This window comes from Aeromonas sp. S8(2024) (assembly GCF_041403085.1).
GTDB classification, from domain to species: domain Bacteria; phylum Pseudomonadota; class Gammaproteobacteria; order Enterobacterales; family Aeromonadaceae; genus Aeromonas; species Aeromonas dhakensis.
This window is the reverse complement of sequence record NZ_JBGLRF010000002.1, coordinates 575,283-599,410: the sequence shown is the minus strand read 5'-3', so window position 1 is coordinate 599,410 and position 24,128 is coordinate 575,283. Positions and strand designations below refer to the sequence as shown.

Sequence of the window (24,128 nt, the reverse complement as noted above, 5' to 3'; positions counted from 1 at the left end):
GATCAACATGGATGGGGGGCTCTCCTCCCCCATCCCTTTTCGTGAGCGTGGCTGCCGCCCCACTTCAGCCGATTCCCCTCAAACATCCTGAATATAATTCGACATAAGGGGAACACGATATTTTGAATATCATCCTGCTTGCTATGCCTCGCATTTAAAACAACAGCCTCATATTGACCAAGACAGAAATAACAAAACATTAACAACCGTTCAGTTGGCATTCAGCAAAAAACAAACTTATCCCCTTACTATCGAGACTCCCATTGATGACAGGAGTCGCACCAAGACAATAACCAAACAGCCAACAACTCCATCCAATATAACCCTGTATGAGAGCAAGGATATTGCTTTCGGCTCTACTGCGCTCTTGTAGAGATAACTAAGGATATTATATGAAAAAGCATGCTCTGTTCGGTATATTCACGGCACTGGCTGCCGGCCATGCGATGGCACAATCCCCGGAAATCGCCGCTTACTATTTGAGTGGAGCGGATGCCCCGGCTAATACTCCCGCCTATTATGCCTCGCTGGATAATCTGGAAGCCTTGAGTCAGCAGGTCGCCAGCCAAAAGAGCAACTTCAATAAACTGGTGCTGTCGTTCGTCCAGCCCAGCCTGATCAATTACACGCAAAACGATCTCGCCTGCACCGGGTTATTCGGCTATGTCTGCGACACGGCCACCGTCAATAAAAAACCAAGAGACAATAAATCCACTGCCGATTTCTCCCAGCTTAAGGAGATCATCAACACCTTCAAGCTGCACGGGGTGGAGACCTATATTGCCGTCGGGGGTTGGAACTTCAGCTGTATCCCGGAATACTACGATGTCACCGCGGGCAAGGTGGATGCCTGTGGCCCGGCCGGGGAAAAATATGACTCCTTCCCCAACCCTGGCCCCGGCAACCGCTTCGACAATCCCATCTCCGGCCAGGCCGCGGATCAGGCCTATCGAAACGTGGTTCAGCTGGCCAGCGATCTCGGTGTGGCGGGTATCGATCTAGACTACGAAGAGTTCTGGCACGCGGACCTCAACGCCTACAGCTGGCGCCTGACGCCGGATTCGGTGCAGCTCCCGGCCAACAATCTGGAGTACCTCGACACCGCCGAGCTGATGAGTCAGGGCAAGGGGCCGCAGGTCTATAACAACGACATGCAACTCGATCCCGCGCAGCAGCCCTATCCCAGGATCATGCCGGACACGGTCGACAAGTTTGCAGCCATACTGGGCTCTCTCTACAGCGCCATCGATGCCATCGATCCCGGGCTTGCGCTCAGTACGGCGGCGCCGGCCACCGGCGGGCTCCCCAATATGTCGGCCAACTGGGGCAGCAATGCCCAGACCAGCCACACCTATGGCGGTGCCTGGTGGGGCGGCAACCTGTATGGCCTCATTTACAACACGGCCCTGCAATATCCGGATAAAATAGACCGGCTCAGCACCATAGGCATCATGTCCTATGACCTGAGCGAAACGGACTGCGGCGGGGATACCAATATTCCCTGCGATCTGGCGGGGCAGGTCGATTATTATTACGGCTCCTTCTTCAGCTGGTTGAAATCCGGCGATACCCTGCGACCAGGGCATGCTCTGATAAAAGGGGCCCCCAATTATGCGACCGCATCCATTCAACCGCAGAAGTTGCTGATTGCTCCCCCCATCACGGTCGGCTTCGAAGTCGGCAGGCCGGCCACCGGCAATTTGGTACTGAGCAAAAAACTGCTCGATGACATTGCCAAGCGCACCGCCAAATATGCCCCCTCCGGCATGATCATGTGGGATCTTTATAAAGACAAACGCCATGATGAACCCATGGGTGGTTGGGACCCTGCCTGGGCAAGACCCAACGACGTATTGACCGTCACCTGTGACGTCATGGGATTAAAAGGCGAGCAATATGACTGTGCCAGCACTGTACCCAACCCCTGATACCGAGGCTGGAAATATAGCCTGAACGAAACATGCCGGCGCACCTTGCACCTGCATGCTGTCGTCATATATTCATGGCCTCCGATATGATTGTCGGTCTTATTGATAACCATCCCGGTTCCAATTTCCCAGGCAGATTGTTGAAATGACGGCTCAATAAAAATGGGCAGGTTATTCCTGCCCATTTGTTATATGGAAACGCCGTTCTCAGCCGCGAATATGTGCGATAAAGGCGTCGATCTGCTCGCGGCCGCAGGCCGGGTTCATGAAGACCGCCTTCTCCCCGGCGATATAGGAGTACTTGCCACGGGCATCGTAGTCGGAGTGGGCGATGGCCTCAACCCAGTTGGTGTAGAGCCCCACCTTGCCACGCCCGGTAAAGAGGCTGCGGTGATAGTCGGTGTTGCGCTGCAGGCGCGCCTTGTAGGCGGGGTCCGTGCTGCGCGCCAGCTCGAAGGCGAACTCGGCCTCCGGATCGCTTACCCACTCGGGGTTGTAGATCTTGAAGCCCACGCTCGGCCCCTGGTTCTCCTGGGCCACCAGCTTGACGTTGCCAAGCTGGCTTAACCGGAAGCGGAAATAGTTGGCATTTTGCAGGCAGTGGGCCAGCACGGTGCGATACCCCTCGACCCCCAGGTAGTTGAGGGCTGCATAGGCGCCGAACAGGCCGCTCGCCCCGCGGGAACACTCGATGGTGGACTGCAGGTGGGTCTGACCCTGGATGTCCCGCTCGAAGTAGGAGAAGTTCTCCGGGTCGTTCTCCATCGCCTTGAGGTCGTCCTGCTCCTTGATCATCACCAGGCTGGAGGTGTAGGGCACATAGCCCCACTTCTGGAAGTCGACGGTAAAGGAGTCGGCATATCTGAGCTCGGCGAAGCGGCTCACGTTGCGCTCTATGCCCGCCAGAGTCGCGGCGTTGATGGCCAGCGGGTTGGCAGCAAAGTCGTAATCCAGGAAGAAGATCATCGACCAGCCGATGGCGGCGTCCACATGGATGTGGGGCTTGACCGCCACCTCGAAGCGCTCGCAGAGGCGATCCCGCAGCTCGACCACGGGTTTCACCTGATCCACCCCGAAGGTGTCGGTGGTGCCCATGGTGAGCATGATGGTGGGCACCACGTGTTTCAAGGCAAAGCAGGCGGTCAGGGTGCGCTCCAGATGGTCGAGATCGATGTCGTTGTTCTCGCCCACCTGGATGCGGATGGTCTTGTTCTCGATGTCCACTCCGAGCAGGGAGAGGTTGGTGATGTTGGAGTAGTGGCCGCCCTGGGAGTTGATGATGCGGTAGTCCTGATAGTGGCCGAGCCCCTTGTGCTTGGCCTCGGGCAGGCTCTTGCGAATGCCGAGCAGGTAGCCATAGAGGTTACAGAAGGTTCCCCCCTGGGTGAAGATGCCGGTGGCGCGGGCCGGATCGTAACCCGCCAGCAGCGCAACCTGGCGCACCACCTTCTTCTCCAGCTCCTCGGCCACCCCGGCATACTCGGAGTAGACCAGGTTGGGGTTGGCGAGGATCCCCATCTGGGCACCGTAGATGGCGGGATCTGCCGACATGGTGACCACGTTCTCGACGCTGGAGGGGTTCTCCCAGTCTTTGGAGAGGGCGCCGGCAAACAGCAGCTCCGCCATGGGCTCGCCCGGCGTGCGCATTGCTTGCGGCACCGTCATGGTCTCGCACAAGTCGGCGAGACGGGCGCGACCATCGGGCCAGGCGTTCAGCCGCGCCGACGGGGCCAGGCCGCGGGCGCGAAACTCGTTGAGGGTGGCGAAGCCGGGTTCACGAAAGACCGGCCAGAGATCGGGGTTGCGCGAGAAAAAGTTGGCTTTGACTGTGGCAAAACGACGTTTGAATTCGGGGTGGATGGCGTTGACGCCTTCATCTTTCAAATAGACCAAGTCACTCATTTTTATACCATTAGTACAGCAAATGTGCAGCCCTTATACCCCTGGGTCGCCGTTTGAAACAGCGACAATAACTAATGGCCTCCCCTACTTTTTGTCATGCATGAGGGCGGACAACGGTTGGCAAAAAGGCGCCTTTCGGGCGCCTCTTTTGATTTTGTGATCCACCCGCCCCAGTGGCGAGAAAAGCGTCAGCGCAGCGATGCCAGCAACCAGCTCGAGAATGCCTCCAGCTCGCTCTGCAGGGCCGGGAACTCGCCGCGCCATTGGCGCAACAACTCGTCGATGGCCTCCACCTGATAAGCCACCCCGGGCAAGCGCGCGGCCAGCGCATCCAGCGGCACCGGCTCCAGGCTGTCGCTGAAGATCTGCGCCCTCCCTATCACCCCCTTCTCCACATCGAAGTGCAGCTCCACCCCGCCCCAGCCGAAACGCTCGTCCAGCAGATGGGTAAACGCCGGGGCGTGGCCGAAGTTCCACTCCCAGCTGCGCTGGCGGGCGAAGGTCTCGGCAAAGCCAGGCAAGTCTGGCAGCCGCTCGGGGGAGATGTGCTCGGGCTGTACCCGCTCGCCGTAGTGGCTGAAGAAGGCCTCCTGCAGCGCCTCGCTCACCCCTTGATGCTCGATGCCCGGCAGCAGCTCGCCGAGGTTGGCCACCCGGCTGCGCACCGAGCTGATCCCCTTGGCCGCCAGCTTCTTGGGGTCGGGATTGAGGTAGTGGGCGAGCCGGCCGAGGTCTGCGTCCAGCAGCAGGGTGCCGTGGTGAAAGCCGCGATCATGGGTCTCACGATAGGCCGAGCCCGACACCTTGCGCTCCCCGTCCGGGGTCGCCACCAGCAGATCGTTGCGACCGGAGGCGAAAGCCTCGACCCCGAGCCGCTTGAGCGCGTCCAGCACGATGGCGGTAGAAATACTCTTGTCATACTCCGGCTTGCCCGCCATGAAGGTGAAGCAGCTGTTGCCAAGATCGTGAAACACGGCGCCACCACCGCTGCTGCGGCGAGCCAGGGTCACCCCGTCCTCTTCCATGCGGCGGGTATTGCACTCCTTCCACGGGTTCTGGGCCCGGCCGATCACCACGGTGATGACACATGTTTCAAACAAAAAATTCTCAACACGAAGCAGTCGATTGATATGAAATCATATCCACATAAAATTATGGTGATAATATTAACGTAGGCCTTGGACTTTACTATCTATATCATTTAGTTACTTGCTTTCACAAGTGTATTAAAAACCATTCTATTTGCTGTTTTTCTGGATATCAATGATATTACCCTTGCCTTAAACTATTCGATTAAATACAGATCTTATTTTGTTACATATTCATAATGATCCGGCAAGACTAATCTTCCTCTCATTCTAATGTGAATTTCATTCTGTCAATGGCACCCTGATCTATACTCACTGGTATCCTCACCACAGCTTGAAAACTGTCAGATGAGGATACCAGAAAGGGACAAGCACGGCCATATTCAGTTACTTACAACTTCTAAAGAAATCCAGTAACGAGTAATTCCATTCATAGGAGACCAATCAACTTTAGGCAACATAAACCCCGATCTTTTTTTCTTTCATATACAAAGAGTCATTTTTATATACAGAAATGTACATATAGTGTAATCCAAGATAAGCGGTAGGTTCAATTTGAATGGCTAAATATGAACCAGCCCCTTGATGTACAGCATCGACAAATGTTTCATGATTACCATTATTCTTCGGCTCGGCTAAACGAGCATCCAAACCATTATTTTCTACTCTATACCTGACTTTATAGTTAGCGAAATTGGCATCCGTAAAAGATACTTTAAACTTAACATACCTTTTTTTAGAAACAAATGAACCACATGGATAATATTTCTCTTGAGAAGGGCTACCTTTACTGTCAGTTATAGACATTTCTACATAAAAATCATTATCGAGATATGGAATCATATTCAAACCACTACTATTATCCAGTGGTAACAGCTTAAAGTAATCTTCGTTTTTAAGTTCAAATTGCTTATAACAAATTTGCTTTCCACTCTCGTCACTATAATTAGGTTTTACGTAACGGTCACTATCACTTCTCACGTTAAGATAATGAGATGGAATATCTATCAACCTCTTTAAACTATCACCTATCATTATTTTGTTTTTTGATGCTGCTTGCTGTAATTTTGCCGCAACATCTACATGGAATGATGTTGCTGTTACCTCTGATGCACCATGATATCCGTACATTCCCCATAAAACACTGTCATCATCACCATAATCAATGCCGATGCGAATACCAACGGGATCAATATCCTGTTGTTTTAGCCCTGGGGACACAACATCTTCGATAAACTTAACAAGACAAACAGCACAATTAATAGCGTTGATTGCAGAGTTCTCAGGTCTTTCTCCTGACCGAAAGAATGCCAAAACTGCATCACCCATAATTCGATGAACATGTCCATCAAATGCCAATATGGTCTCTATGGCACATTTTATAATCCCATTTTTTATAGAGAAAACCATTTCAGGCTCATAAATCACACCAAGTTTTGTAGAGTTTTTGATATCAATAAAAAGGGTTGTGACATAGCCCCTTTGGGTATCCCCTGTAGAGGCAAGAGTATCAAAATCTGGATGGCCTCCAATTTTATTTGTATTAACACCTTTCTTGCCAAACCCTCGCCTCAGTTTTCTCTGTATATCAAAATCATTTTCAACAGATACGTCACGCTTCTCAACGCCTGCAACCGACTTGTATAAACCATCATCACGAGCCTCCATTGAAAAGGATTCACCAATAGCGTGTGCAGAATCGCCCATGCGATTGCTTGCTACAAACCGCCTGCTTTTATTGTAATAATCACTATATATATCTTTTATTGAACTAGACATATTACCTCCGAGACATTGGCAATCCAGCCTATCATAATAAGGGTTATAGGAAGAAGGTTATACTTTGAGAATTTCCCTGCCCTTTCGATTGAAATCATTTTAAGGTTTGTTATTACAGCCATTTCATGAACCTGTATCGAAAGATCTCGAGCATAATCCTTGTATGATATTTCTTGCATTTTTTTAGAATAGGAATCAGCATTAAAATTTTTATTAACGGAGGCAAAGAAAATTACTGATGGCTCTCTTGCACCGGAGGTACTACCACTTGATAGATTTGGCCATATAGTATTGAAAACATAAAATAAGCTTGTAATACATAGCAATAGTGAAATGACACATATTAAAGCCATCAAAGATTTATATTCAGGTAGAGTTTTAACGATTGAATCAAATTTCGATAAGATGCTAAACGCGATAGCTGCATTAAATGTGGTCAGTAAGCCACACTTGAAGTTTACTGTCACAATATAAGCATCATACCTCTTTAGGGTATCCCACATACCGGAGATAATGAGCTTTTGGGAATCATCAACCTTTGTATCATCAACCTTTTCTTCTTGTTTTTTGAACCACACCGATAGCATCCTTCTATAAAATGCCTCATCAACCATGAGGCAAATAGTTATCGTTCTTTGTTGGCCTGAGCCAAGATGCTAGCTGCCAGAGTCTTTGTATCCGCACTGTACTTACTGCTTTGCAGCACCATCGACGCAAAAGACTCCATTTCTGCACCTGTTTGCTTTCCGGCTTTAGTTTGAGACAGTGCAGAGGCTGCAAGAGAACGTGCAGTTACAGAGGAGGAAGCATCATTAAGCACTTGTGAGGCGAGTGTTGCGACCTTATCAGAGGTGGTTTTTTTGTTCATAGCCATTACCATATCCTGTGCTTGATTGTTAACTTTGATACTATATGTAGTGCTGTATATACAGACAGCAAAAAGATACCTGATCCGATTGAGACGTTCAAGGAAAACGATTGATGTATCATCAGGATTATTTTTTAAGCAAAAAGAGACTTATTATCATCCTCAAAAACTCTTGAGCCGACATGCGATGTCGCTCTGAGAAAACGTCTTTATGGTCTCGATTGGTACATTAATGATAAAATCTCCTCTTTGTCGGTTTTGTCATTGATAACAAGGAGAAGGGTTTGAGTAAGAATGCCGCGAAAGTAGGAGACATTGGCACAGACCATGACGGGTTCCATCCCACGGCCATTACAGCTGGCTCACCTGATGTGTTCATTGATGGCATCCCCGCTGCCCGTGTAGGCGATCCACTCGCCCCTCATGACAAGCCAAACAACCCGCCACATCCACGCACAATCGCCTCTGGCTCTTCTACTGTGCTCGTGAATGGCAAGCCTCTGGCTATCACTGGTGGTGCCGTGGATTGTGGCGGTGTGATTATCGGTTCAGGGACAGTGATTGTCGGGGATCAAGCCCCAGCAGGGCAATCAAGCTTCATCCCCAGAGTCATTCCGTGGTTTGATACCAGTGTTCGCCTACTTGGCTCTACTGGTGATCCTCTCTCAAATTTCAAGTTCACCTACACCGACGATGCAGGAAAAACACATCGTGCCATGACTGGGCCTGATGGGGTAGCTACTGGTCTTGCCAAGTCACAGAAGCCTCAAAAGATCACTGTAGAAGGCAGCAGCAAAAGTTGGCTCGTAAAGGGGAAATGATGAACAACGTACTAACTACACCACTTGAAAATCTTTTTATCACCGATATTCGCCTGGATACTGATAGAGATTTTCTGATCCCTTTGATTTTTACATCATATCGCATCGCTGTTCGTGGAGATTTTGGGATCTATTATCTTGGGCATGCAGGGGTTCTACTTGTAAATGGCACAACAGGACAGACGCGGTACTATGAATATGGGCGTTATGCAGACCCTAAGGCCGTGAAGCCCGGCATTGTACGAGGAGGGATGAAAAAACCTGTTTCGCTCGACAGTGGGATGATAACTGAGAGTAGTTTCAAATCGATACTGAATGAGATCTCAAAGGACCATGGTCAGTCAGGCAACATCGCTGGAGTAGTAATGCGGGGCTACTTCTATGAGAAGGCGATTGATTGGATTAACCAGAAGCGACGTGAAAATCATAGCCCTAATAAGAAAGCATATGACCTATTAGATCACAATTGCATGACTTTTGTGATTGACCTTGCAGAGCATCTAGGACTTGATACCTATTGGCGTCCGCCGGTTGTTGTACCGACATTGTACGCAGAGCAGTTCCAGCTCCAACATACCGATTTGGACTACGATTTTAAGAATGATATCTTAGAGGTGTCAGAATGAGTACATTACTAACCATATTTAAGAAACTATATCACACATTTGCTTTTTTATGTGTTCTCGGCGTAGCTCTAATATTCATATTTTCCGTTGATATTCCCGTATATGATGATGAGCCATTCACAGATGGGAATGGTATTACTTGGATAAAAAACAAGGGAGTAATAAATGGCTACCAAGTCATAGAGTCGGAGCCAAGTACATACAACTTGAAGGTTTTTGAACTAGATAAGGACAAGAAACCTGTTGTTGTGGCTAATAATGATTTTAAAATTGAATTGCCATTAGCATCACCATTACAAGCTAGCGACCTCTCACTTTATGATGGTCAGAAAGTTATGTTGCAAGTACAATTAAAATTAAGGTGATTGCTTACCATCATGAAAAAGCCCCCAACTAAGGGGGCTTTCTGAACTTCATTGGGAGGTTGTGTTATCCCTTCCCAATTCAACAATGCCATGACTTCAATCACTTAGTCAAATGGATTAAGCACCAGCACTCCAATCCCCACAACGTCGAAACTACATAGAGACTCATCAGTAACAACTATTTCGTTGTATCTCTTATTATCACTGGTCAAGCTATACCCTTCAGAAACTATCTGCACTCTCTTGTATAAGTAGTTCCCAGCCTTACGCAAAACAACTACTTTGCTATCCCTGAGCTCTTTCTGGCCCTGATCTATGACTAGAACACTTCCCACGCCAAACGTAGGCTCCATCACATCACTATCCACTTGCAGAGCAGCAAGACGACTAGCTTTCTCCTGGAGAGCCGGGAATGCTTCAGAATCCAAATAAAGGAATTTTTCTTTATCAACAAAAGGAATATTTAGCACTCTGCCATTTTCTGCTTCCTGAGCAACAGCTAGAGCAGCCCCTCTAAATTCTTCACCAGTTGCCAGCCATTCCACCGAGACATTCCCAGCCTTAGCGAGCAGCACAAGGTTCTCTAGAGTAGGACTAGAAACGCCCTGCAAGTAGTTATGGACAGTGCTGTAGCCAATCCCAGCCCTCTTAGCGAAGTCTCGGCCTGAGCCTGCCGGAACGATGGATTTTAGCCTCTCGCTGAACTGCAAAACGCTCTCTTTCTTCTCAGTCATAGCGTCACCTATCACCACAACAAAAGGAACAGGAGATCCTTATTATGGTTTGACATGTTCCATATAATGATCAAGCATATACTTAATGTAAGTAACGAGTGATCATTATGAGTATTCATAATCCTGAAGAATCGCAGAAAAAGGAGCGGAGTGCCAGTACAAAGAACTGGCACAGAGCAGACATACTGGCAGCGATTAAGAAGAAGGGAGGAACACTAGCACAGCTTTCAAGAGATAACGGATTACATGAGAGAACTCTCTATAACGCACTTGAACGGCACTGGCCTAAAGGTGAGCAGATCATTGCTGACTATATAGGCGTTGCTACCCATACCATTTGGCCGGAAAGATATGTACCATCGAGCATTGGTAACGAATGAATCCCATTTAATTTTTTAACCGTAATGGAACTACAGATATCATGAAAAAAAGAATGCAAGCGTTAGTATATAGCCTATGGGGATTAATAACTCTAATCTTTGGGCTAGGTACTTATAAAGAAATATATGAGCCCGGAATGGGTTTCTGGTCAAGCACGCTTACTATTATATCTGCCACATTTATGACATTAGTCGCTTTGTTAGCTTTGTCCTGGGCACTACTTTCCATAGAGCGAATTAGGAATAGACTGTTACCACCTTCAAAATACAAATACGTAAACAATTATACTGTACCTTGTTTATTAATTCTTTTGGTAAGTATCTCGAATACACTGGGATCTTCAGCAAGTGCAATGCAAGGTAAAGAATTGGGATTTCTATCTGAAGCAGAGTTTTCAGATGCCAAGAGGAAGAAAATTTTTGATAAAAGTGAATACTCAACATATTTAGTAGAGAAAAGAGAAAAAGACAGGGCGAATGAAGAAAAGAGAGAAGCAGACAAAGCTGCTGAAGAGGCCTTGTTAGCGAAAAAAGAAAAGGAAGATAAAGCCAATTGTCTTGAGGATGCATACTGCTATGCAACAAAATATGGTAAGGGGGGCAATTATTCCTGCTCGAATGCTGTCGAAAAGTCAGCTAAATACCAATTTGAATGGACGGATGGTGTACTTGAACAGAAATTTTCTTCATACGACTGGTATGATAAAGAAAATAAGTTAGTAACCCTCTATGGGAATAAAGCTAAGGCTCAAAATGCTTTCGGTGCATATAAGAACGTTATATATTCTTGCACGTTCAATGCTGATACTGGTGAAATAATTAATATTCTGATTCAATAGCAAGGGGATACCGATGAAAGTAACATTAATGCTTTTACTATTTTTCAGCACAACAGCCCTGGCAACATATAGAACATACGATCCTTACAAGGATAGGAAGTACATAAATGATGCAATCACAGGAAAATGTAGTTCTGAACATCAAAGATATGACGATCTTGATTTTGAGTTAAAGTCTAGTCTAAGTGACATGAGTAACACTGAGGCAGATAAAACCTTTGCCGATCTTAAGGTTGCTACACGTAATCGCTGGAAATGCATAGAAAGGGAATTGAATAAGAAAAACATAACTTTAGATCTAGAGCAATTATATAAAGAAAATGGTCTTTAAAGCATAGGAAAGCATCCAATAAGAAGAAGGATCTAATCCTTCTTCTTCCTTCTAGATAATCTATACCTGTTCTGTACTCATCATTTCCTTTTTGACACGAAACACTGTCGCCCTGCCACAATCGCACAGCTTCGCAATCTCATCCGGCGTATTCTTTCCAGCCAAGAGCATTTCAGTGATCTTACTGTGTAGTTCCTTGTTCTTCTGCTTGCCCTTGTACCGACCAGCCTCTTTAGCAATCGCTATGCCTTCATTACGCCTTGACGCAATCATGCCTCGCTCGAACTCCGCAACAGCCCCCATCATGGTCAGGATCAGACGACTTTGCGGAGAGTTGTCAAAGCTCATCCCGTTGGCCAAGAAGCGAACGACTATGCCCCGCTCAACAAGAGCATCAATCATTTCGAGTAAGTCACGGGTATTACGTGCAAGACGATCAATGGAGTGGGCTACAAGGGTATCCCCCTCGCGGAGGTGAGAAAGCAGGTTCAACAGCTCCGGCCTTTCGCTGGTGGTCTTCCCTGATTCTTTTTCTGAAATGATCTTGTCGCAGACAGGTTCCAGTACAGCTAACTGACGTTCAAGGCTCTGATCTTTTGTCGAGACTCTCGCATATCCAAAAATCATCTACTCACCCCCACTCTGCCATCAAGTATCATTTAAGTTACGATAACGATACAGTATCATATAGATTGTTTCAATATCTAAATGATACTAAACGAGACTCGGCAGATCGGTATCACTAGGGAGTACTCAAAAGAGATTTTCCTCTAGTGTCTTTTTCAACCGGGATCACACTCTATCAAATCAGTAATTGCCGTTTACTTAGAATGGTTGAGTTTGATGGGTTATCACGAAACGCTTTTCTGCTGTTGAGAGTTGGGATAGCCTTAAATTTGTAAATGTCCTGTTAAAAACTGTTTTAGGTAGGCCCATATGCTTTTTAATCAGTTGCTTGCACGTTCTGCGGTATTGGAGGAGCGACTAGCTGACTTCTTCTCGTTACCGCTGGTAAATGATTCCAGTCGTCTACAGGCTGCTAGGGCACTTGCTAGCCTTAGCTTTGAACATGCTCAAAGCTTGAAGTATCTAGTGGCAGCAGGCCTACATACATCAGCCGCAGCTCTACTTCGCGTGCAGTATGAGTCGCTGGTTCGTTCTCTTTGGGTGCTTTATGTTGCAACAGACAGCCAAGCTGAATTGATGCTCGCTGAGCTCACGCAGGATACTGCTAAGCAAGCCAACAAAATTCCGATGCTCAGCCAAATGCTAGAAGCAATCGAAGAGAAGGCACCACATGCACCAGTGGCTCATCTCAAGGAGTTCAAACATTACTCGTGGCGGCCTCTGAGCTCTTTTGTGCACGGTGGCATCCATGCAGTGAATCGTCATGGCAGAGGCTTCCCGCCTGAGCTGGTTCTGATGCAAATCCGACACTCGAATGGGCTGCTGGGGATTGCAGGTAATCTGCTTTTGATCCTGGCTGGCGTACCAGCAGAGGCCGGTAAAATGGCTGGCATATATACTGAGTTTCAAGACTGCTTTCCCCCGGCCGATTCACCTTACCCGCGAACCACTGAGCCATCTTACTAATTCACATCTGAGGCTCGTGGGTAATCACAAAAAGATAAAATATATCTTGACATTTTCCAGTTTTGCCACATCAAATATTATTCCAGTGGCTCAGATGATTTTTAACCAGTGCAGATAAAAACAGGCTGATTTCTGTTCTAAGTATGAGATTCCTTGGACTTTTCAATTCAACAGCCGTGGGGCTGGAGTCTGATACTTTTGAGGAGTGAAGGCCAGTCAGCCTAGGTCAAGACAACAAGAAGAGCTCAGAGGGAAAGCATCCTATCCCCTACCCCGCACAGCCCTTGTCTTCCTTCTATCAAGACCATCGCAGCGACGCGACTGTCTGCGATTTTTGAAATCTTCCCCCCTCCCTGTGTTACAAATTACGGACACCCATGCTACGCCATATCAAACCCTAGAGCCTCCGGCCCTACAGTTTCTCTGTATGCATATGCATGAGTGAAAAATCACCAGTAAACAATGATTTACTGGGATGTATAAAAAGGTATCTCATGAAAATAAAAACAATAAAACACCCCATTCTAATGAATTTCAATCTACTGTTCCCACACCTTCATAAGTTCAAATTCGGCACTTATGGGTGTGGGGCTGGTAAAACTACCGCCTTGATTCAAGAAGTGAACAGCTCAAAACCCGATCAATTTTTCATTCTCGTTTTCGGCACTAACAAGATGCAAGAGTATGTGGCGTCAAAGATCGATGGAGCCCACACCTTAGTCAGCGATAAGGACTCGCAGAACTACTGCCATGACATTCTACAAGCAGTTCTGGACTACCTACGAGCCCCCCAGATCAGCCACAAAGCACTGATAATTAGTGATAAAATCTTCTTTAAACTAGATCCTAAGCTACTGAAAAAATTCAAAATCTATCTGGATGACGTTGTAACTTTCAGTTCTCATATAACTCTCAACGACGCCACACCAGCAGCAAAGCGACTAGTCCAAGATGAGTTGTTGAAGCTGGCCCCCTATGACATGACCACCAGTAAGAAAGCGAAAAAGGGACAATCCAGCGAGCAGTACTGCATAGGAACAAAGCGTGATTTTTCGGGCGATATAACCACTACAGTGGGAAAAACTCTCGACATTATTCAGGATAATGACCAGTTCTTCATGGATTCGAGCTGGTTTTATGACAGTTCAAAGTCCCAATTGAACATCACTGCTTGGCGAGATTTGCAGAAGTACATAGATGCTGACCTAGATATGACCTTCATTGGAGCGAACTTCACTAACTCCATGATCTACAAGGCACACAAGCACTTATTCAGACAAATCACACTACCCTATGTACAAGAAAGAACTGTCCCTTTGGATGATCGCCTAGAAATCTTCTACTTTCTGGAGCACACACGAGCATCAACGACCTGGAAGAATGATAGCAATGAGTGCTTAACCAAAATTTATGACTACTTACGCACTAATTTAGGTACTGATTACTACTACACCCACAACAACTCTGACGACAAACGTAAGAACGCTCGCGGGGAGGCATATGAGCTGCCAGGACACAAAATCAGTGTAGAAGCCCGTGGCTTGAACGATTTTAGGGCGTACGAGACTTGTGTTTGGTTAGCCACGCTCAAACCAAGCCCCAGCGAGGCTGCACACATTGAACATTTATTCGGCATTATCTATGGCGAGTTCATTAGCTCTAGGGAACACGAGGCTATGCACCAATTCGTACTGAGGGGGTGTAGTAGGGATTACAGTTCAACCCAAATCCAACGCGTCTATGTTCTCGACCGCGAGCAAGCAGAAGCTCTGGGGACAAGCATCAAGCACATTGACCTACAACTCCCGTCAGATAATCCCATCAAGAAACCTGTCGGTGCACCTGTTAAGCAGTTCAAGCTGGATTCCGCCGCTTCTGAACGCTGTAGAAGGAAGCTCCAAAAGAACCCAGGTTTGGAGGAGTTCAGGGAGTGGATGTTCAAGAGGGCCAATGCTAGCTGTTCTGACTGGGAACGGGAGATCTTCATGGAGAGATACGAGAAGCACCAGTCTACAGCCGGACTGAGGAAGGCTGCGTAGTGGATACGAGGAAAGAGTGGGATTTAATACCTTATATATTATAGGGAATTATTCCCACCTTTTGAGTTCTGATCAATCAAAAGGCGATGAAGAACGCCGCTACCGCTTGCGGTAAGGAGTTCTTCTCATGTAGTCATGAGTAACGAGTGCAGCGAGTTCGCTTGACTACTGCCGACTTTCTATAGCAGTACATTTTTTAATACAGAAATGCTACAGATACCTACTTATACATATGTACACCAGCAGTCACTCGTGGACTCGTGACTACATGGGGAAAAGAGCCTACTGCAAGCAGTGACGGCCTTTTCATTTTCATTACTTAAATAAGTGTGGCTTTTTCAAACAAATGTAAATCCAATGAATCCAATGAATCCAATGAATCCAAACAAGAAAGCAGGATAATTCTTGCCCTTGATATTGTCAGTGCTACTGAACACGACGAATGGGCGATCAGGCCAATCGGAGGCCCTAGATCCCGTGTAGTGATGCATCTTAGGAAGGCATCACGGAAGTAACTCATACATCGGATGATCCAAAAGGGTACTGTTCTTTAAAAAAGAACCTAGCTAGGCTCATCCATATTTTCATCTGCAACCCTGTAATTCTACCTCCTCCCGAGATCTCATTATAAATTATTGAGAAGTCAAATCACTAACTAGAAATTTGTAGCTAAATATCGTACCTAATACGATGTAGAGACACTATAGTACTAGGCGGTATTCCTAAAGTGGTTGAAAAACTGTCTCCCCACTTGATAAAACCTCCCTGACAAAAGGGCCATGTCCTGATTACGTGTTACATGGGGTGCCCCCAATACTAGTTGCTTACTCACAATTTTTTATTTACGGACCATTTTTAGAGTGATAACATAATGATGTTAAATGTATTGCATTTATTTTCAAGGACGAACTTTGAACCTACCACTTGTTAATGTTTTCCATAGAACATATAAAAAATACAGATATGTTAGATTAACACTCCAAGAGATGATGTCTCGCAACTTTCCAGCAGGAAATTATATAGATAATGAACGTAAAGAATTGGTTTTTACTTTATCAAACCCATACACCGCTGCCATGCACATGTGTAAAGTTGGTGCAGATAATTGTTTAGGAAACCATATAGAAGAATCACTAGATAATGATAGAAACTTCCAAACAATGCTATCTCTCATGCCTAAAGAAATCCCTGAGATATTCATTAAATATAAGTTAGCACCAAATAGTGTAAGCTTTTTGGATTTACACGGGGCAATATTAGACATTAATATGTGCCTATCAAAACACCAATATCTTTACCATGGTGGTATATGGGACAAAAATAGAGAATCAATCATAACTCAAAGACCATTATCAACGTCATTTTGCCCACAAGTCGCTTTGAGGAATGCAGAGCATAATAATAAAGCTTTTGATGCGGGTAGAATAGATCTATTTGTTCTAATGGTTGTTGAATCTAGCACACCCGTTTTTGTTTATCCAGAAATAGAAGACTCTGTTAATGAGAAAGAAGTTCTTTTTTCTTCAGGTGCTAGATTAAAGAAAAGATGGGAACATAAAATCACTGATAACTACCTAGCTCCGTCAACGAGACATGAACCTAAAAGGATACCAGCTTACGTCATTTTTGTGGAAATTTCATAAACATTAAAAAATACTATTCATTACATTCTACATTTACTAATGGAAGTCTATACGTTAATTGCTTGAATTATATAAATCGCTTGCACACCTCACTATCACTTACTTTCAATGAATTTTACTATAGTACTGATGTTATTCCATCGGAAGATACAACATCAGTACTGATATGGCATTTTATTCAGTCCAGCTTACTGTCAATACGACTACTGGCCATTTTGGTTTCTATACCATCTATAAATAATTGAACAAAATCCATCATTACTGTTACATCATCTTGTGAAAGATAAATAATATCACCATTGGTTTTCATTCCGTTTCGATGAACAATGTCATGACGAATTGAGACATAATCAATCAAGCGTGAAACATCTATATGATTAAAATCACAGTCGAGAACATCTATATATAGGTTTTTTACTGTCACAACATTATGGAATGAAATCTTCTCAATTTCATCAGAAATTATTTTATCAATCTTATCTATGTACTCAAATATCTCATTTATCTTTATTTTTTCTGAAAATGCCTTATGTTTTTCAATGAACCTAATCTTAATCGCTTTTCTACTTAGAACTGTGCGTTTTATTGTATCAGACAAGTATGATTCCATTGCTGTGATCACGTTTGAGTAAATCATACGTTGAAGTATTTGATTTTCCCTCTCTTCATTTAGAAGTCCTAATTTACAGAGCGTAACTATAAAGTTATCATAGAACTTAGAGTTTAATGATGATGATACTATATATGAATCATCTACCCACCCGTCTCTAACCAAAGCAGTCAAGTCCAGAATGCATTTATCATCTTCATTGCATATGTCTAATAACAGAAGTGCTATAGATTCTTTCCTCATGCAAGGGAAATCATAATTTGCATACCCTGCATTTTGTTCTGATACTAAACTTTGGATCCCATCTTTTATTATCTCATATAGTTCTAAGTTTACATCCCGCGTAACAATATCTTTCTTCTCACTATCTCTCAAGAATATGAAATAGAAAACCTTTTTGTAATCATCTAAACTTGCTGCACGAATAACTTCTAGAGAGCGTTTTATATCATCAACAAGGTTACGAAGATATTTACCTCTAGCAAACGGTGATACACTCTTTTGATGGTAGTATGCGAGTTGCTCTTCGATATCATCAATCCATATTTTTTTTGTATTGTTGAAATCATGTTCAAGAGACTTATCATCATAGCCAGCCAAAAAGAGACGATGACGAATTTTTTTTGCAGTAGACTCATAACCAATGAAATCTCTAGAATCACTACCTATAGTTTCTTCATAGTAAACTCGCCGATCCCATTCTTCTTGTAGAAAGAACCATGGATCATAAGCTGCATCTAAAAATTCTAAAACATATGAGCCAATTACAATTGCTGATGATGGAAGCATAATCTAATCTCTCCAGTCCCAAATGCTGCCATCATAGCAGCCTGAACGAGCTGGGGCACCTCCCTATCCTGGCTGATCCCATCATCTGATTGAGGCACTTCGGATCCCGTAATCCGTGGGACTGAACAAGGTTCTCTATCTCACGGTATCCAAGCTCGTACTTCGTCCCACATAACCACAACACCACGCATTCACAATCGCCTGTAGGCCATCCCTGAACCTCTGCATTGCTGCTCTGATACACACGCCAGTTTGATTCTTTGGTAACTCGCTTCCCTGTCTTTATTTCTTGACAAAATAACTCTTATTCCCTCCTTATCACAAAATAAAACCGATGGACAGTTAGTTAAGTTGAACCTGATTTTGAATGAACTGAGCATCAGTCTAGTGCGTCTTACTAACATTAGAGAATATGCATAAAACAAAGGCACCTGATGGTGCCTTTTTATTTTAGTAGTAAGAACCCATCAGAGATTCATCAACATCAAACGACATGATTAAAGCCCCTTCCTGAAAGTGCTTAACTCCATCCATAACAACAAATGGAAAACGCTCCTCTATTTCTTCTTCTGTGGCTTCATAGCTAATATCATTTCCATAAATGGATAAGAATGCTTGAACCGTTAACCACAATCCCGAATCAGAAGCGTAGGCTCCATCATGAATCTTCTGCATTTAAACTATCCTTGTATCTTGTAAAACTCTTTCAAGTCCTTTGCCCTGAAACCTCTGACAGTTCTATATTCCCCTATCTTGGGAATGACTGTTATGTGATCATCATTGAAAATCCTTGATATGCTAATTGCATCCAAAAGATTTGCATCGTTGTTGTTTGGTATGATCCCGTGCTCTTTCTTAAATGACCAAACACTGTACCACATGACATCACCAATCAGATAGACACCATTACTTTGTCTTTCTGGCATCCCGATTTGATATTCCTTCCCTATACTCTCCACTTTTTAGTTTTCTAGTACTGCTTCAACATTCAATGGATCATTCATGCAATCGATAATCCATCGTTTCCCCTCTACCCCATCCATATAGGTTGCAAGTAAGAAATAATCCTCAACACTCACAGAATCAAGCCCCTTGAAAGTACAAGTTCCTGCCTCTTCATCTTCAATGATTGAGAAGCCCTTAGTACTGTACTTAATCAATCCATCTTCTTTTACTATGCTTATCTCATGCAATACAGTGCTAACTTTAGAGTCAGTGATCAAGACATGCCTAAACACATCCTTGTTATAAACAACTTCGATTAGAATGTTATCATCAATACTTCTGAATATAACCTTATCCAATACCTGAACTAAGTATTTTCTCAAACTCATTCTTAGTTCTTTCTTGGTTGGGTCTAGTAAGTCATTAATGTTATAGTTCTCTATCGCCACAAGGGGTTCATTTACACTAACCTCTTGCAGTTCCTTTCGTACCTCTTCAATCCGATCTTGAATGTCTGTTAGGGCATCAGCCAGTGCCAAGTAAGTTTTTTTTTCCTTTTTGCGTTGCTCAATCTTTGCAATGCAGTTCTTTTCATCTACCTCTAAACCTTGCAATTCACTTTGTAATTTGGTCTCAAGGGAAGTATCTACTTCTTCATATGAGAATATCTTACTCATATCAAGTTGCTTGGCGTAGGCAGTAACAACCCTTTCTAGCTCTGACAACCTAATACTTTTCTGTCCGCAAACTTCATGATTACGACGATTAAGGCACACAACATACCTTACTCCTCTTGAATTCTTTGAGGTTGTTACCTTTGAGTTACACTTACCACAACGTACAAATCCAGTAATGATATTGTTAATCTCTCTGGTTTTGTTGTTCTCTCTTGGTCTTCCCTTAATACCTGCTGCATTCGCCTGTATTATTCTATTGGCTATTGTAAAAAGTTCTTCATCAACAACAACAGGAAACACATTCGGTATTAGTGATTTATCGGCTGCCCTTCTAAAGCTACCCATTAGCCGTTCATCTTTTATTAGTTTTGAGATAGTTGTTGATCGCCATAAAGAACCTGTAGAAGTCTTTACACCTTCCTCATTGAGCTTTCTTGCAATCATGGGACAACTTAGGCCGTTGGTGTATTCTTTAAAGATATTGTTGATTATCTCAACTTGATCAGGAATAACTACATAGTTACTGTTTTTATCTGCACTAAGCCAAAATGGAAGTTTCTTAGTAAAGACTTTCCCATTCTCTAATGTATCTCGAAGTCTCGCCGCCCATCCTGCTGTTGAACGTTCAGACTTGATCTGTGATTCGTTGTTACCCCGAGAGACAATCAGTAGCATTAGAATTTGACTGAAGGAATCATCACTTCTCAAAACAATATTTGCGGAGACATCATGAATGTCTACACCTGCATTCACTATCTTTTGAATCGATGAATCATCCCAACCAGAACGACGAGAAAGGCGATCCAGTGAATAGATCACAATAGCATGACCCTTACCTATCTTTCCCTCGACCACTAGTTTGATGAATTCCCCAAGTTGCCCATCAACAATGTTCTTGTTCTTGAAGGCTGATAGACCTATGTCTTGCCAATACTGGGGTTCACCTTGGAATTGCTGGGGCTTGTCCTGAATGTATGCCTCAATGCGGGCTAACTGCTCATCTAGCCCGCAGCCCTCTTGCTGGGAAGTCTTTGATATACGGGTATATATGTGTGTTTTTATGTAGGCCATGACAATCACCAATGGCGTGTTTGATATGCATTACATTACCACGGTATTGGCGTTGCGCCACAGAAACAGCACCCGCTGGTGCGGGTCCATCTGGCGAAAAATGCACTCTTCCACCGCCAGATTGAACAAAGGATCGTGGGAGTCGGACAACAACAGACGCAATCGGGACATGAGAAGGCCTCATCGGGATGGGAGAACCGCTATCATACCACCCGGGCAGCAAGGATCCGCTTCCCCCTCCCGCCAATAATTGACTCATAACGCAATAATCGCAGTTTCGACACATTTCGACAGCAAGTTGAAAGTATCCCGTGATACGGCGACACAGACTGACGCATTGCGCTAAAAAGAGCCCAAACACTCGCGCTTATTGAGGTAATCGACAATCAAATACGACTAAAATGCGACCATTTTTATAGGTCATATGGCTCCGTAATTCTTCGCTTAATTGCCAAAAATAACGAGCAGGAAGGCCAAATGTGATGAATGACACAGAAATCATTTTTTCTGTTACGCATCCCCTGTTATAGCGCCCTTTCGCCCCCTTGCGGGCAACAAGGAATTGTTTGACTCTAGGACGGACCATCGTCTCCCGAGAGGAATGAGTATGAGCGTCGTAAATTCCTCCCTTCATCGCCTGCTCTGGTACCTGCCAATGCTTGGCTCGGCGATGTTTTGCGCCTTTTTTTCACCGCCGTCGAAGGCGGTGATTGACAAGGTGACAGTGCAGTTGCCCTGGCAACACCAGTTCCAGTTTGCCGGCTATTACGCGGCCCAGGCCAAGGGTTTCTATCGAGCCGCCGGTCTGGATGTCACGCTGCGACCCGCCATGACCGGCACCGATGTGGTCAACGAGGTGATGTCGGGCAATGCCCAGTTCGGGATCAGCGGCAGCGATCTGCTGCTGGCCCGCGCCAGCGGCCAGCCCATCGTGGTGCTGGCCTCCATGTTGCAGCACTCGCCACTGGTGCTGCTCACCCTGGAGCGACCCGACATTCGCCAGCCGGCGGATCTGGCGGGCAAGCGGCTGATGCTGGAGCCCGGCTCCCAGGAGCTGCAGATCTACCTCAACCGCCACACGCCACCGGAGAGCTGGATAAAGCAGCCCTACCGGCAGGGCTTGAAGGCATTGCTGGCGGGCAAGACGGATGCCATCAGCGCCTACAGCACGACGGAGCCCTTCTACCTAACCAAGATGGGCATCCCCTACAGGGTGTTCTCCCCCCGCAGCATCGACTTCGACTTCTATGGTGACAACCTGTTCACCTCGGAGCGCGAGCTGAACAGCCGGCCGGAGCGGGTCTATGCCTTCCAGCAGGCGACCCTCAAGGGGTGGCGCTACGCCATGGACAACCCGGCCGAGATGATCGACTGGATCGTGACCAAGTACCCGAGCGGCGCCGGCCGTGATCTGCTGCAGTTCGAGGCCGACACCACCCGGGAGCTGATGCAGCCCGATCTGGTCGAGCCCGGCTACATGCAGCCGGAGCGCTGGCAGCAGATCGCCAGGAACTACCTCGAGGCCGGCCTGCTGTCGGCCCTGCCCGATCTGGAGCACTTCCTCTACAACCCGGATAGGGAGCGGATCCGCCAGCAGCGCCAGCTGCTCGACAAGAGCGTGGCGGTGGCCATGCTGATCACCCTCTCCCTGCTGACCCTGCTCGGCATCTTCTGCTACCTCTATCTGCGCCTGCGCCAGGAGGCGCGCGGCCGACAGCGACTGACCCGCGAGCTGGCCCAGAGCGAGCAGCACTACCGCTTCGTGGCGGAGAACAGTGCCGACGTCATCTGGACCATGGACACCACCACCCTGCGCTTTCGCTATGTCAGCCCCGCCATCCAGCCGCTCAGCGGTTACGACCCCACCGATGTGCTCACCCTCCCCCTCAGGCAGCTTATTCCGGAGACATCCAGAAAGCAGCTGCGCGCCGAGCTGAGCGGCTCCCTCGCCGCCTGGCAACGCGGCGATCACGAGCAGACCCGCTGCGTCATTCGTACCCAGCTGCGTCACAAGGAGGGACATCTGGTGGCCACCGAGACCATCACCACCCTCCACGGCAACGAGCAGGGCCAGCCCGATGCGATCCTGGGGGTCACCCGCGACATCACCGAGCGGGCCGCCAGGGAGGAGATGATGCGCCGGCTCGCCTTCTACGACCCGCTCACCAACCTGCCCAACCGCCGCCTGCTGCAGCAACGGCTGAAGGAGGTCATGGAGGGCAAGGTGGCCCAGCTCGCCCTGCTGTTCATCGATCTCGACCACTTCAAGCCGATCAACGACACCTTCGGCCACGAGACAGGTGACGTGCTGCTCAACATGGTGGCCGAGCGGATGCGCCACTGCGTGCGGGAGCGGGATCTGGTGGCCCGCTTGGGTGGGGACGAGTTCGTGATCCTGCTGCCCGATACCGGTGACGAGGCGCTGACGGTGGCCGATCACCTGCACCAGCGCCTGCGCCACCCGTTTCGCATCGACGAGGAGCAGGAGCTGCGCATCTCCAGCAGCATAGGGGTGGCCCTCTACCCGGAGCACGGCACCGACCCCAAGACCCTGATGCACCACGCCGATCAGGCCATGTATCAGGCCAAGGGACGAGGGCGCGGCCGGGTCTGCCTCTATACCGCCGGACTGGATCCGGAACAGGGCTCGCTGGTGTGGCAGAGCAGCCACGAGTGCGGCCACCCGCGCATCGATGCCGAGCATCGCCAGCTGTTCGTGCTGACCAACCGGCTGCTGGAGCACATGAAGGATCACCAGGAGCACCCCGCCCTGTTCCTGGAGTGCATGGAGAATCTGTTCGACGTGGCACGCCACCACTTCACCTTCGAAGAGCAGGTGCTGGCCGAGCTGGGTTACCCCGAGTTCACCAGCCACCAGCAAGACCACCAGCTGCTGCTGCAAAAGGCTGACCAGCTGATGACCGCCGCCAGGGCGGGTACCCTTGGCAACGACGAGTTGCTCAACTTCATCATTCAGGAGCTGGTGGTCGGCCATATGAGCCAGGCCGACCGGCGCTACTTCCCGCTGATGAAGGGGCGCTGAGCCCCGCCAGCCGGCATATCTCCTCCCTGAACGTGTGAAACGAGAAGGGCCACCCGG

At 46.9% G+C, this 24,128-nt stretch carries 19 protein-coding genes and 3 pseudogenes; 11 read left to right on the top strand and 11 right to left on the bottom strand.

The window, feature by feature from the left end; genetic code table 11:
• Window positions 1-392: 392 nt before the first annotated feature.
• The gene (locus ACB031_RS07295) at window positions 393-1,928 is read left to right on the top strand and encodes a glycosyl hydrolase family 18 protein (protein WP_226008802.1); all 1,536 of its coding nucleotides are present in this window, start codon (window positions 393-395) and stop codon (window positions 1,926-1,928) included.
• A gap of 207 nt (window positions 1,929-2,135) precedes the next feature.
• Here ACB031_RS07295 and ACB031_RS07290 read toward each other — a convergent pair whose 3' ends face one another.
• From ACB031_RS07290 to ACB031_RS07270, 5 genes and pseudogenes are all read right to left on the bottom strand, one after another.
• Complete coding sequence (locus ACB031_RS07290; RefSeq protein ID WP_371139280.1) at window positions 2,136-3,830, bottom strand: aspartate aminotransferase family protein; 1,695 nt, start codon at window positions 3,828-3,830, stop codon at window positions 2,136-2,138.
• Between the two features lie 188 nt (window positions 3,831-4,018).
• A pseudogene (locus ACB031_RS07285) lies at window positions 4,019-4,909 on the bottom strand (lipoate--protein ligase); the annotation flags it as partial.
• A gap of 459 nt (window positions 4,910-5,368) precedes the next feature.
• Entirely contained in the window at window positions 5,369-6,697 is a 1,329-nt protein-coding gene (locus ACB031_RS07280) for an adenylate/guanylate cyclase domain-containing protein (protein WP_371139279.1), read from the bottom strand.
• A complete protein-coding gene (locus ACB031_RS07275) occupies window positions 6,682-7,275 on the bottom strand; it encodes a Pycsar system effector family protein (protein ID WP_371139278.1) in 594 nt (197 codons plus the stop codon). The genes ACB031_RS07280 and ACB031_RS07275 overlap by 16 nt, the downstream gene beginning before the upstream one ends.
• 47 nt (window positions 7,276-7,322) lie before the next feature.
• Window positions 7,323-7,571 (bottom strand): hypothetical protein, encoded by a 249-nt coding sequence (locus tag ACB031_RS07270; protein ID WP_371139277.1) that lies wholly within the window; start codon window positions 7,569-7,571, stop codon window positions 7,323-7,325.
• A gap of 278 nt (window positions 7,572-7,849) precedes the next feature.
• On the opposite strand from ACB031_RS07270, the pseudogene ACB031_RS07265 reads away from it, so the two are divergent.
• From ACB031_RS07265 to ACB031_RS07255, 3 genes and pseudogenes are all read left to right on the top strand, one after another.
• Window positions 7,850-8,122 (top strand): annotated as a pseudogene (locus ACB031_RS07265) (type VI secretion system PAAR protein); the annotation flags it as partial.
• 263 nt (window positions 8,123-8,385) lie between these two features.
• Complete coding sequence (locus ACB031_RS07260; protein ID WP_230581618.1) at window positions 8,386-9,012, top strand: hypothetical protein; 627 nt, start codon at window positions 8,386-8,388, stop codon at window positions 9,010-9,012.
• The gene (locus ACB031_RS07255) at window positions 9,009-9,377 is read left to right on the top strand and encodes a hypothetical protein (protein ID WP_155272102.1); all 369 of its coding nucleotides are present in this window, start codon (window positions 9,009-9,011) and stop codon (window positions 9,375-9,377) included. The genes ACB031_RS07260 and ACB031_RS07255 overlap by 4 nt, the downstream gene beginning before the upstream one ends.
• Window positions 9,378-9,481: 104 nt before the next feature.
• On the opposite strand, the gene ACB031_RS07250 is transcribed toward ACB031_RS07255, so the two are convergent.
• Entirely contained in the window at window positions 9,482-10,111 is a 630-nt protein-coding gene (locus ACB031_RS07250) for an XRE family transcriptional regulator (RefSeq protein ID WP_371139276.1), read from the bottom strand.
• A gap of 107 nt (window positions 10,112-10,218) precedes the next feature.
• Between ACB031_RS07250 and ACB031_RS07245 the strand changes: the two genes are divergently transcribed.
• From ACB031_RS07245 to ACB031_RS07235, 3 genes are read left to right on the top strand one after another with little or no spacing between them, the layout of a single operon-like run.
• Window positions 10,219-10,491 (top strand): transcriptional regulator, encoded by a 273-nt coding sequence (locus tag ACB031_RS07245; RefSeq protein WP_371139275.1) that lies wholly within the window; start codon window positions 10,219-10,221, stop codon window positions 10,489-10,491.
• Between the two features lie 41 nt (window positions 10,492-10,532).
• On the top strand, window positions 10,533-11,330 hold the full coding sequence (locus tag ACB031_RS07240) for a hypothetical protein (protein WP_029300710.1): 798 nt from the start codon (window positions 10,533-10,535) through the stop codon (window positions 11,328-11,330).
• Window positions 11,331-11,343: 13 nt separating this feature from the next.
• Window positions 11,344-11,661: a hypothetical protein gene (locus ACB031_RS07235; RefSeq protein ID WP_371139274.1), complete on the top strand. Its 318-nt coding sequence runs from the start codon at window positions 11,344-11,346 to the stop codon at window positions 11,659-11,661.
• 60 nt (window positions 11,662-11,721) lie between these two features.
• Here the strand turns inward: ACB031_RS07235 and ACB031_RS07230 are convergent, their stop codons facing one another.
• On the bottom strand, window positions 11,722-12,288 hold the full coding sequence (locus ACB031_RS07230) for a recombinase family protein (RefSeq protein WP_371139273.1): 567 nt from the start codon (window positions 12,286-12,288) through the stop codon (window positions 11,722-11,724).
• A 309-nt stretch (window positions 12,289-12,597) separates the two neighbouring features.
• On the opposite strand from ACB031_RS07230, the gene ACB031_RS07225 reads away from it, so the two are divergent.
• The 3 genes from ACB031_RS07225 to ACB031_RS07215 all read left to right on the top strand — a co-directional run bounded on the left by ACB031_RS07225 (window position 12,598) and on the right by ACB031_RS07215 (window position 16,936).
• The gene (locus tag ACB031_RS07225; protein ID WP_201899462.1) at window positions 12,598-13,254 is read left to right on the top strand and encodes a hypothetical protein; all 657 of its coding nucleotides are present in this window, start codon (window positions 12,598-12,600) and stop codon (window positions 13,252-13,254) included.
• A gap of 437 nt (window positions 13,255-13,691) precedes the next feature.
• Entirely contained in the window at window positions 13,692-15,293 is a 1,602-nt protein-coding gene (locus ACB031_RS07220) for a hypothetical protein (protein ID WP_371139272.1), read from the top strand.
• A 911-nt stretch (window positions 15,294-16,204) separates the two neighbouring features.
• Window positions 16,205-16,936 carry a hypothetical protein gene (locus tag ACB031_RS07215; protein WP_371139271.1) on the top strand — a complete coding sequence of 244 codons (732 nt, stop codon included), beginning with the start codon at window positions 16,205-16,207 and terminating at the stop codon, window positions 16,934-16,936.
• A 178-nt stretch (window positions 16,937-17,114) separates the two neighbouring features.
• On the opposite strand, the gene ACB031_RS07210 is transcribed toward ACB031_RS07215, so the two are convergent.
• From ACB031_RS07210 to lplA, 4 genes and pseudogenes are all read right to left on the bottom strand, one after another.
• Window positions 17,115-18,335, bottom strand: a complete 1,221-nt coding sequence (locus ACB031_RS07210) for a HEPN/Toprim-associated domain-containing protein (protein ID WP_371139270.1) — start codon at window positions 18,333-18,335, stop codon at window positions 17,115-17,117.
• A gap of 450 nt (window positions 18,336-18,785) precedes the next feature.
• Window positions 18,786-19,010: a hypothetical protein gene (locus ACB031_RS07205; protein ID WP_371139269.1), complete on the bottom strand. Its 225-nt coding sequence runs from the start codon at window positions 19,008-19,010 to the stop codon at window positions 18,786-18,788.
• A gap of 287 nt (window positions 19,011-19,297) precedes the next feature.
• The gene (locus ACB031_RS07200; RefSeq protein WP_371139268.1) at window positions 19,298-21,028 is read right to left on the bottom strand and encodes a recombinase family protein; all 1,731 of its coding nucleotides are present in this window, start codon (window positions 21,026-21,028) and stop codon (window positions 19,298-19,300) included.
• 33 nt (window positions 21,029-21,061) lie between these two features.
• Window positions 21,062-21,199: pseudogene (gene lplA / locus ACB031_RS07195) on the bottom strand (lipoate--protein ligase LplA); the annotation flags it as partial.
• A 436-nt stretch (window positions 21,200-21,635) separates the two neighbouring features.
• Between lplA and ACB031_RS07190 the strand changes: the two are divergent.
• On the top strand, window positions 21,636-24,071 hold the full coding sequence (locus ACB031_RS07190) for a diguanylate cyclase domain-containing protein (protein WP_371139267.1): 2,436 nt from the start codon (window positions 21,636-21,638) through the stop codon (window positions 24,069-24,071).
• The last annotated feature ends 57 nt before the right edge of the window (window positions 24,072-24,128 follow it).

Bases quoted from the DNA above. Each gene is read 5' to 3' on its own strand.
- ACB031_RS07220 (WP_371139272.1), top strand. From the start codon at position 13,692: ATGAGTGAAAAATCACCAGTAAACAATGATTTACTGGGATGTATAAAA.
- ACB031_RS07270 (WP_371139277.1), bottom strand. From the start codon at position 7,571: ATGGCTATGAACAAAAAAACCACCTCTGATAAGGTCGCAACACTCGCC.
- ACB031_RS07295 (WP_226008802.1), top strand. From the start codon at position 393: ATGAAAAAGCATGCTCTGTTCGGTATATTCACGGCACTGGCTGCCGGC.
- ACB031_RS07250 (WP_371139276.1), bottom strand. From the start codon at position 10,111: ATGACTGAGAAGAAAGAGAGCGTTTTGCAGTTCAGCGAGAGGCTAAAA.
- ACB031_RS07255 (WP_155272102.1), top strand. From the start codon at position 9,009: ATGAGTACATTACTAACCATATTTAAGAAACTATATCACACATTTGCT.
- ACB031_RS07280 (WP_371139279.1), bottom strand. From the start codon at position 6,697: ATGTCTAGTTCAATAAAAGATATATATAGTGATTATTACAATAAAAGC.
- ACB031_RS07245 (WP_371139275.1), top strand. From the start codon at position 10,219: ATGAGTATTCATAATCCTGAAGAATCGCAGAAAAAGGAGCGGAGTGCC.
- ACB031_RS07230 (WP_371139273.1), bottom strand. From the start codon at position 12,288: ATGATTTTTGGATATGCGAGAGTCTCGACAAAAGATCAGAGCCTTGAA.
- ACB031_RS07200 (WP_371139268.1), bottom strand. From the start codon at position 21,028: ATGGCCTACATAAAAACACACATATATACCCGTATATCAAAGACTTCC.
- ACB031_RS07210 (WP_371139270.1), bottom strand. From the start codon at position 18,335: ATGCTTCCATCATCAGCAATTGTAATTGGCTCATATGTTTTAGAATTT.
- ACB031_RS07260 (WP_230581618.1), top strand. From the start codon at position 8,386: ATGAACAACGTACTAACTACACCACTTGAAAATCTTTTTATCACCGAT.
- ACB031_RS07190 (WP_371139267.1), top strand. From the start codon at position 21,636: ATGAGCGTCGTAAATTCCTCCCTTCATCGCCTGCTCTGGTACCTGCCA.
- ACB031_RS07205 (WP_371139269.1), bottom strand. From the start codon at position 19,010: ATGCAGAAGATTCATGATGGAGCCTACGCTTCTGATTCGGGATTGTGG.
- ACB031_RS07240 (WP_029300710.1), top strand. From the start codon at position 10,533: ATGAAAAAAAGAATGCAAGCGTTAGTATATAGCCTATGGGGATTAATA.
- ACB031_RS07225 (WP_201899462.1), top strand. From the start codon at position 12,598: ATGCTTTTTAATCAGTTGCTTGCACGTTCTGCGGTATTGGAGGAGCGA.
- ACB031_RS07290 (WP_371139280.1), bottom strand. From the start codon at position 3,830: ATGAGTGACTTGGTCTATTTGAAAGATGAAGGCGTCAACGCCATCCAC.
- ACB031_RS07235 (WP_371139274.1), top strand. From the start codon at position 11,344: ATGAAAGTAACATTAATGCTTTTACTATTTTTCAGCACAACAGCCCTG.